The sequence below is a fragment of the Flavobacterium sp. genome (assembly GCF_035456225.1).
Classification (GTDB): domain Bacteria; phylum Bacteroidota; class Bacteroidia; order Flavobacteriales; family Flavobacteriaceae; genus Flavobacterium.
This window is the reverse complement of the sequence record NZ_DATIDM010000151.1, coordinates 1-9,339: the sequence shown is the minus strand read 5'-3', so window position 1 is coordinate 9,339 and position 9,339 is coordinate 1. Positions and strand designations below refer to the sequence as shown.

The 9,339-nt window shown below is 40.8% G+C and carries 9 protein-coding genes; 5 read left to right on the top strand and 4 right to left on the bottom strand.

Annotation, left to right across the window (positions count from 1 at the left end; translation table 11 throughout):
• A partial coding sequence (locus VLB74_RS08905) for a pseudouridine synthase (RefSeq protein WP_325203106.1) occupies positions 1-874 on the top strand: 874 nt, incomplete at its 5' end.
• 52 nt (positions 875-926) lie between these two features.
• On the opposite strand, the gene trxA is transcribed toward VLB74_RS08905, so the two are convergent.
• From trxA to VLB74_RS08885, 4 genes are all read right to left on the bottom strand, one after another.
• Positions 927-1,244, bottom strand: coding sequence for a thioredoxin (gene trxA, locus VLB74_RS08900; protein WP_023572993.1), 318 nt, complete (start codon positions 1,242-1,244; stop codon positions 927-929).
• A 202-nt stretch (positions 1,245-1,446) separates the two neighbouring features.
• Positions 1,447-5,970, bottom strand: coding sequence for a DNA polymerase III subunit alpha (gene dnaE, locus VLB74_RS08895; protein ID WP_325203105.1), 4,524 nt, complete (start codon positions 5,968-5,970; stop codon positions 1,447-1,449).
• Between the two features lie 224 nt (positions 5,971-6,194).
• Positions 6,195-6,545, bottom strand: a complete 351-nt coding sequence (locus VLB74_RS08890; protein ID WP_325203104.1) for an RNA recognition motif domain-containing protein — start codon at positions 6,543-6,545, stop codon at positions 6,195-6,197.
• 131 nt (positions 6,546-6,676) lie between these two features.
• Positions 6,677-7,114 (bottom strand): DUF6252 domain-containing protein, encoded by a 438-nt coding sequence (locus tag VLB74_RS08885; protein ID WP_325203103.1) that lies wholly within the window; start codon positions 7,112-7,114, stop codon positions 6,677-6,679.
• A 212-nt stretch (positions 7,115-7,326) separates the two neighbouring features.
• Between VLB74_RS08885 and VLB74_RS08880 the strand changes: the two genes are divergently transcribed.
• The 4 genes from VLB74_RS08880 (at position 7,327) to rimM (ending at position 9,302) form a co-directional block, all read left to right on the top strand.
• On the top strand, positions 7,327-7,773 hold the full coding sequence (locus tag VLB74_RS08880; RefSeq protein WP_325203102.1) for a hypothetical protein: 447 nt from the start codon (positions 7,327-7,329) through the stop codon (positions 7,771-7,773).
• Positions 7,692-8,126, top strand: coding sequence for a T9SS type A sorting domain-containing protein (locus tag VLB74_RS08875; RefSeq protein WP_325203101.1), 435 nt, complete (start codon positions 7,692-7,694; stop codon positions 8,124-8,126). The genes VLB74_RS08880 and VLB74_RS08875 overlap by 82 nt, the downstream gene beginning before the upstream one ends.
• An 87-nt stretch (positions 8,127-8,213) precedes the next feature.
• A complete protein-coding gene (locus tag VLB74_RS08870; RefSeq protein ID WP_325203100.1) occupies positions 8,214-8,759 on the top strand; it encodes a 30S ribosomal protein S16 in 546 nt (181 codons plus the stop codon).
• A 15-nt stretch (positions 8,760-8,774) separates the two neighbouring features.
• On the top strand, positions 8,775-9,302 hold the full coding sequence (gene rimM / locus VLB74_RS08865) for a ribosome maturation factor RimM (protein ID WP_325203099.1): 528 nt from the start codon (positions 8,775-8,777) through the stop codon (positions 9,300-9,302).
• Positions 9,303-9,339: the final 37 nt, after the last annotated feature.

Genomic DNA, 9,339 nt, shown 5'->3' with positions numbered 1-9,339 from the left:
AAATAATAAAAAAGGTTCTACGTCGAAAAAACCAAGCACCGGTTCGAAAAAATCAAACGGCCCGGCTAAGGCTACGTTTAAGAAAAATGACACGAAAACCGGTTTCCCAAAAGCAAAACCTGCTTTCGATAAAAAACCTAAAGCACCTAAAAAACCTGCCAATCCGGACGAAATCCGTCTGAACAAATACATTGCCAATTCAGGGGTTTGCTCGCGTCGTGATGCCGATATTTACATCCAGTCCGGAAACGTAAAAGTTAACGGGGAAGTGATTACGGAAATGGGTTATAAAGTACAGCTGAATGATGTTGTAAACTTTGACGGAACTATCATTACTCCTGAGAAAAAAGAATACATCTTACTGAATAAACCAAAAGGATTTACCACTTCCAAAGACGAAGACATGAATGCCAACAACGTATTGGATTTGGTTCGCGGGGCTACAAGAGCTAAATTACAACCTGTGGGAAGAATGGATAAAACAACTACCGGTTTATTGTTGTTCACCAATGATACTGACATAGTTCGTAAATTTACGATTCCAAACCAACGCTCTTCAAAAGTGTATCAGGTGTCTTTGGATAAAAACCTGAAATACGAAGATCTGGAGCGAATTGCCAGCGGATTGACCATTGACAATCACCGTGTTTTTGTGGAAGAAGTATCTTATATCGAAGATCAGCCGAAGAGTGAAATCGGGATAAAAATGAAGACTTCCAATGTAAAAGTGGTACGTTCCATTTTCGAACATTTAAAATATGATGTTATAAAAGTAGACCGTGTGGTTTTTGCAGGTCTGACCAAAAAGAACTTACCAAGAGGCAACTGGAGATTCCTGACGGAACAGGAAATCATCAATTTAAGAAATATATAAAAATAAAAAAGGCTAACGAAATGTTAGCCTTTTTTATTTTCGATGCGATCGATTATAATAATGCGTCGATTGCTTCAGTGTATGTGTTTTTAGGAGCAACTCCTACCTGACGTCCTACCACTTCACCGTTTTGGAAAACCAATACCGTTGGGATGTTACGAACACCATATTTTGCTGCAAACTCCTGATTCGCATCAACATCAACTTTCCCGATTACCGCTTTTCCGGCATATTCCTCACTGATCTGATCAATGATTGGAGCTACCATACGACATGGTCCACACCAAGCTGCCCAAAAATCTACTAATACCGGTTTTTCTGATTTCAATACCACTTCATCAAAAGTTGCATCTGTTATTGCTAAAGCCATAATTTCATTTTTTAAATTGTCTGACAAAAGTAGAATATTATTTTGAATTGTTAACCTATTAAAAATCAGTTTTAATTATGATTAAATTGATATTTTTTATCAGGAGCTATTTCCCGCTTTCGCCTCAAGTTGTCATTGCGAGCTTGCCGAGCAATCTCCCCATGCCAAGCTACCGGCTCTATCGGGACTAGGGCATCTGCTTTTAATTCAACTTGAAGTTAATCTGCAAACGTTCCAACTCACCTAACATCTCATTCGAAACCCCGATTTTGAGTTTTCGGCTTGGCATAGTAAGTTTCGTCACCACTTTAATTTCTTCCTTTTCTTCCGGTAGGGTTATTTCCACTTCGTCTAAACTTTCGTCTGCATCGCCAACCTCATCGGATTCGTTCATTTCACTAACTACAGGAACCTCAACAATAGTTTTAACACGCTCCAGTTCCATCACTTCAAAAGTAACCGTAGTTTCCCCGGCATTGGCTTTGAACAATTCGTTGAGTTCCATGATGAGCTGTTCCCCTAATTCGCTAATGGAGAACATTAAAATCAGCTTTTTGGCAAATTTCGACAACACATCCTGCAATTGCATCACCTCTATAAACTGCAAACGCGGATCGGATTTTTTTCCGGTTTCCCGATTTACCCAGCCTTCCTTTACATTAACCTTTATGTACACAAAATTATTCTGACCCAGATAATGACGGAATTTCAAATATTCCTCATCAAAAATCCGGAACTCGTAACTTTCATCGTAGCCTTCCAGATTAAATGTCGCCCATCCTTTTCCGTTCTTGGCGGTTCGGTGTTGCACATTGGTTACAATTCCTCCCAAAGCCACATTTTTCCCAACAAGCGAGTTTAAATCTTTCAGCGCTTCCAAACGGGTCGGACAGAAATACTTCATTTCATATTTATAATCATCCAACGGATGCCCGGAGATATAGATTCCCACCACTTCTTTCTCTTTGGCGAGTTTTTCCATGGTATACCATTCTTCACAAGGCGGTACGGTTGGCTCCGGAATCTGCACCTCGGAAGCATCTCCAAACAAACTTACCTGGGAAGAGTTTTCATTCTCCTGTGTTTTCGAACCGTAACGCATCGCTTTTTCCAAAAACGTAATGTTATCACCATCGTGATGGAAATATTGGGCACGGTGTGTATTGGTAAAACAATCGAAACCACCGGCTAAAGCTAAATTTTCAAAAGCTTTCTTATTGGCTGCACGCAAATCGATACGCTTGGCCAGATCGAATATGGATTTGTATTTCCCTTCTTTTCGGGTATCCACTATAGTTTTTACGGCACCTTCCCCTACACCTTTAATTGCCCCCATTCCGAAGCGAATCGCATAGTTTTCGTTTACCGTAAATTTATAGAACGATTCATTCACATCAGGACCTAATACGTCCAGCCCCATACGTTTACATTCCTCCATAAAGAACGAAACCTGTTTAATATCGTTCATGTTATTGGAAAGCACTGCCGCCATGTATTCCGCAGGGTAATGCGCTTTCAGATAAGCCGTCTGATAGGCAATCCATGCGTAACAGGTCGAGTGGGATTTATTAAACGCATAACTCGCAAATGCCTCCCAGTCCGTCCAAATCTTATCCAGCTTTTTTTCATCGTGCCCATTGGCCATTGCCTGATCGATAAACTTGGATTTCATTTTATCCAAGACATCTTTCTGTTTCTTACCCATCGCTTTACGAAGGACGTCGGCGTCACCTTTGGAGAAATTTGCCAGTTTCTGCGACAAAAGCATTACCTGCTCCTGATATACTGTAATCCCGTAAGTTTCCCCTAAATATTCTTCGCAAGCATCTAAATCATAGGTAATATCTTCTAATCCGTTTTTTCTGCGGACGAAAGAAGGAATGTATTCCAAAGGCCCCGGACGATACAACGCATTCATCGCAATCAAATCCCCGAAAACCGTTGGCTTCAGGTCCTTCATGTATTTTTGCATCCCGGCGGACTCATATTGGAAAACCCCAACCGTTTCTCCTCTTTGGAACAATTCATATGTTTTTTGATCGTCAATTGGGAAGGTATCCGGATCAAGCTGAATTCCGGTACGGTATTTCACCAATTTGACCGTATCTTTAATTAAGGTAAGGGTTTTTAATCCCAGGAAGTCCATTTTCAACAAGCCGGCACTTTCCGCTACCGAGTTGTCGAACTGGGTTACATACAAATCGGAATCTTTGGCTGTGGTTACCGGTACGAAATTGGTAATGTCATCCGGCGTAATGATTACCCCACAGGCATGGATTCCCGTATTTCGAAGGGAGCCTTCCAACATTTTTGCCTGCTGGATGGTTTCTCCGGCCAAATCTTCTTCGCCTGCAATGGCAATCAATTCTTTGACGCGGTCGAATTCTTCGGAAGATTTCAGCGCCTTTTTTACTTCACTTTCGTCTTCAGCCAGAAAACGCGCCAGATTCCACTTGGATGGCATCATCCCCGGAATCAGTTTCGCAATTCGATCGGCTTCAAACAAGGGTAAATCCAATACACGGGCCGTATCACGAATCGCCGATTTGGTTGCCATCTTACCATAAGTGATAATCTGCGCCACCTGATTCGAACCGTATTTATTGATTACGTAATCCATAACCAATCCACGGCCTTCGTCGTCAAAGTCGATATCGATATCGGGCATGGACACACGATCCGGATTAAGGAAACGCTCAAAAAGCAAGTCGTACTTAATTGGGTCGATGTTAGTGATTCCCAAGCAATAGGCTACCGCTGAACCCGCAGCAGAACCACGGCCGGGACCAACCGAAACTCCCATTTTCCGTGCTTCGGCAATAAAATCCTGTACAATCAAAAAGTAGCCCGGATAACCCGAATTGGAAATGGTCAACAACTCAAAATCCAATCGTTCCTGAATATCGGGAGTGATTTCCTCATACCTTCTTTTAGCGCCTTCCATTGTCAGATGGCGTAAATAGGCATTTTCACCTCTTACACCGCCATCCGCTTTATCTTCCTCTACCACAAATTCGTCCGGAATATCGAATTTGGGAAGCAATACGTCGCGGTACAACGAATACGCTTCGACTTTATCAATAATCTCCTGGATGTTGATGATCGCTTCGGGTAAGTCGGTAAAGATTTTTTTCATCTCGGCCTCCGACTTGAAATAATATTCCTGATTTGGCATTCCAAAACGATACCCTCGACCGCGGCCGATTGGAGTCGCCTGCTTTTCACCATCTTTCACACATAACAAAATATCGTGGGCGTTGGCGTCTTCTTTAGCGACGTAATAGGTATTATTGGTGGCAATCAGTTTTACATTGTGTTTTCTGGCGAAGGCAATCAGGGTTTGGTTCACGCGGTTTTCATCTTCCTGATTGTGACGCATCACTTCGATGTAGAAATCGTCCTCGAATTGGGATTTCCACCAAATCAATGCTTCTTCTGCCTGATTTTCACCAATATTTAAAATTTTACTCGGAATCTCCCCATAAAGGTTCCCCGACAAAACAATTATATCTTCTTTATATTTTTCTACTACGGAACGATCGATACGGGGCACATAATAAAAACCTTCCGTATAGGCGATGGACGCCATTTTAGCCAGATTGTGATAACCTTTTTTATTCTTTGCAAGAAAAACAACCTGATAACCGTTATCCTTTTTGGTCTTGTCTTTGCGGTCATCGCAGATGTTAAACGCACAACCTACAATCGGCTTTACGATGGTTTCCGTTGGCTGTTCACCATTTTCTTCTGCGGATTTATTTTTGGCTTCGGCTCCTTTGTTGTGATTAAGGACGGCGCTCACAAAGTGAAAAGCTCCCATCATGTTCCCCACATCAGTCATAGCGACGGCAGGCATTTTATTTTTTACGGCCGCATTAACCAAATTATTGATGGAAATGGTAGACTGCAATACCGAAAACTGCGTGTGATTATGCAAATGCGCAAAAGACGCGTGCTCTAAATCTTTTTTTTCTTCTTCGGAAATGACTTGCCCTACTTCTTCCTTCTGAATCTGCTTTAGTTTCGCACGAATTTCATCGGAAGCCGCTTTCAGGTTAATATGTTTTAAACCGATCAGCTTGATTTCCTGCGGATTGTTCTCACGGAAACGGTCGTAATAGTCTTCGGTAACGTCGAGTTCTTCTTTATTGAAAACCTCACGTTTGATCAATTCCAGGAAACAGCGTGTGGTGGCTTCCACGTCGGCAGTCGCGTTGTGGGCTTCTGCAAACGGTTCTCCGAAAAGGTATTGATGCAACTCGGTAAGCGTTGGCAATTTGAATTTTCCGCCCCGGCCTCCCGGTAATTTTAAAAGTTCTGCCGTAGTTTCGGTACAGGTATCCAATACCGGCATTTTTACCATGTCAGAGCCGACATTCATACGGTGGAATTCACACCCCATGATGTTCACATCGAAACCAACGTTCTGACCAACTATGTATTTTGCTTTCGATAAGGCAATGTTGAATTTTTCTAAAACCTCCAACAAAGAAATACCTTGTTCCATGGCCAATTCGGTGGAAATACCGTGAATTCGTTCGGCATCGTAAGGTATGTTGAACCCTTCCGGCTTTACCAGATAATCCTGATGTTCGATAAGATTTCCCATTTCGTCGTGTAACTGCCACGCGATTTGAATACATCGGGGCCAGTTATCGGTATCTGTAATAGGGGCCGACCAGCTTCGTGGTAATCCGGTGGTTTCGGTATCGAAAATTAAATACATCAGGCTGATATTTAGATTGTAAGCGAAAGATTATAAGTCTGTTTTAGACAAAAACAAAAGTACGTTTTAAGAAGCGGAATGTCAATTTTAGTTATTAACAAACACACAAGACGCTTGCTTTTAACCTCGTCCCTATAGTTATCAGGACGCTTCAAATAAAATAAATTCCAAAAAAAAAGCCATCCCAAAATGAGACGGCTTGTATTTTTATCAATAAAAGAGATTTAGTATCTTCCTCCACGACTGTTTCCACCACCGTAGTTTCCACCACCACGGTTGTTACCATAACCTCCGCCTGAACGGTTGTTATTGAAACTTCTTCTTTCTCCTTCCGGTTTCGGTTCGGATTTGTTTACCACAATGGTTCTACCACCAACGGTTGCACCGTTTAGTTCTTCAATAGCTTTAAGGCCATCTGCTTCATTTTCCATTTCAACAAAACCAAAACCTTTACTTCTTCCTGTAAATTTATCAGTAATTATTTTTACTGAATTTACGGCACCATAAGCCTCAAAAGACTCTCTTAAATCTGCTTCGTCAATTGAGAACGGAAGACTTCCTACAAATATGTTCATATATTAAATTATTTTTATAAAGGTACTATATTAAATCAATAAAACACCTATTGTTAAACTTTTCTTTTAAAATTAAAATTTATCACAGCAAAAAAAACGTCTCTTTCTAGGCGTTTTGAGAATATTTTTTCTTAGTATCGCGAAGGAACCTGGTAAAAATCACCTTTGGTAAAATTCACTTCATTACCTTCTTCATCTTCGGCAATAAATTCGAACTTTCCTGTTATTGTTCCTCCTGGCGCAATCGTAATTTTTCCGGATCCTATTCCGGCACCCGTTTCATATAAAGTCCCTTCACCGTCAAGTGATTCATATGTTGCTTTATTCACTTCATTTACTCCAAGTATATAGGTTCCCGGCGCATTTGAACTCGTATGCAATGTTACAATGTCGGTTCCTACCATTCCGGTTATTGTAATTCCCGTCGGATCTGAATAAGTGTCTGTGGAATTTGCTTTCCAAAACGCACCGTTTTTAGTAGCCTGAAATGCCGGGCTGTTAAACGTAACATCTTCACTGCAAGAAGCAAAGGTTACTGTCAAAACAAATAATGAGATTATTTTTTTCATTTTTATGGTTTTCATATCTTAAGTTAGATCAGTTGTTACCACAAAAATAGTTTTTAATTAATTATTAGCAAGTTTTTATTCAAATGATTAGTCAAATACGCTACTAAAGTCATTTTTACCTATTCGTAATAATTTCAGTGACATTCATTAAATTATCTATGAGAATAATAGTATAAATTAGCATTTTAAAACCCTGCCAAAAAAAGTGAATTATGAAAATCATTCCAGTTTTTCTGTTTTTTGTTTACAGTTACTCCTACTCTCAAGCCCCTGCCATTAACTGGATGATTCGCTATGGTGGCTCACAATGGAACTATGGCAATTCTTTAATTCCTACTTTGGAAGGCGGCTTTATGTTAGGCGGTTACAGCAATTCCAATGCTTCAGGCATAAAAACAGAAAATCTCATTGGGTTCGATGATGACTACTGGATACTGAAACTCAACAACGCCGGAAGTACGGAGGCTATGTCATATCAGGCGTCTCACAATCTTCCATATCCGGAGATAAAACGGAAGCTCATTTTGGAGGCTTTGCAGATGACTGGATTATACGCCTTAACGAAAACGGCAATTTATTGTGGCAAAAATCCATTGGCGGCAGCGGAGAGGATGGCCTTTTTCAGACAATTGCACTTCCCGAGCAAAGTATCGTTTTAGGAGGCCACACTGCTTCCTCAATTTCCGACAACATTACTGTTCCCGGTTATGGCGATATAGATTACTGGTTGGTAAAACTGGCACCGGAGAATTTGAGTACTAGCGACAACCCATTAAACCCGTACAGCTTTTACCCTAACCCAACCACCGAGAGCGTTACCCTCCGCTTTGAAACCTTACAGGAAGAAATCACTATTACAGTATACAACCAGCTGTCACAAAAAACGCAGGAAATGCATTTTACCAACAGTGAAAGTATTCCCTTTTCCCTAAATGGTGATCCGGGAGTGTATTTTGTAAAAATAAAAACGGGTCACGATACAGAGAGCAGCATTAAGGTTATAAAAAAATAGCATAAAAAACCAATTGTATTCCAAAACTTTATATCTTTGCACCCTTAAATAACCGAGGTCGAGAACCTCAAATTAATCAAAAAGATTATGTCAGTAAAAATCAGATTACAAAGACATGGTAAAAAAGGGAAACCTTTTTACTGGATCGTAGCAGCAGATGCTCGCGCGAAAAGAGATGGTAGATTCTTAGAGAAAATCGGAACTTACAATCCAAACACCAACCCTGCAACTATCGACTTAAACCTTGATAGCGCTGTACAATGGTTACACAACGGTGCTCAGCCAACTGACACTGCAAGAGCTATCCTTTCTTACAAAGGCGCTTTATTGAAACACCACTTAGACGGAGGTGTTCGTAAAGGTGCTTTAACTCAAGAACAGGCTGACGCTAAATTGGCTGCTTGGTTAGAGGCTAAAGCTGGAACTGTTGACGCTAAGAAAGCTGGTTTATCTAAAGCTGAGGCTGATGCTAAAGCAAAAGCTTTAAAAGCTGAAAAAGAAGCAAACGAAAAACGTATTGCTGCTCAGGCTGAAGCTGCTAAAGCTGAAGAGGCAACTGAAGAAGTAGCTGAAGAGGCTGCAACTGAAGAAGCTCCTGCTGTTGAAGAAAACAACGAAGAAACTCAAGCATAATTGTAAGGCGGTTCCATGCGTAAAGAAGATTGTTTCTATTTAGGCAAGATCGCCAAAAAGTTTAGTTTCAAAGGGGAAGTCCTCATCTATCTGGATACGGACGAACCCGAAATGTATGAAGATCTGGAATCGGTTTTTGTTGAATTCAACAAAAACCTGATTCCTTTTTTTATTGAAAAAGGCGCCCTTCACAAAGGAGACTTTTTAAGAGTTAAATTTGAAGAAGTGGACAGTGAAGAAGACGCAGACCGAATCATCGGCTGCGAAATCTACCTTCCGTTAAGCGCCTTGCCAAAACTGGAAGGCAAGAAATTTTATTTCCACGAAGTGATTGGTTTTGATGTGGAAGATGTACGTTTAGGCAACATCGGAAAAATCGTTTCCATTAACGATTCCAGTGCGCAACCGCTTTTCGAAATCATGAAAGGCAATACGGAAATTCTTGTTCCGATGATTGATGATTTCATCGTCGAAATTGACAGAACCAACAAAAAGGTGGTATTGAATACACCGGAAGGATTGGTGGATCTTTATCTGGGATAGCTAACAGTCACAGTTAACAGTCGCAGTAAGTAAAACT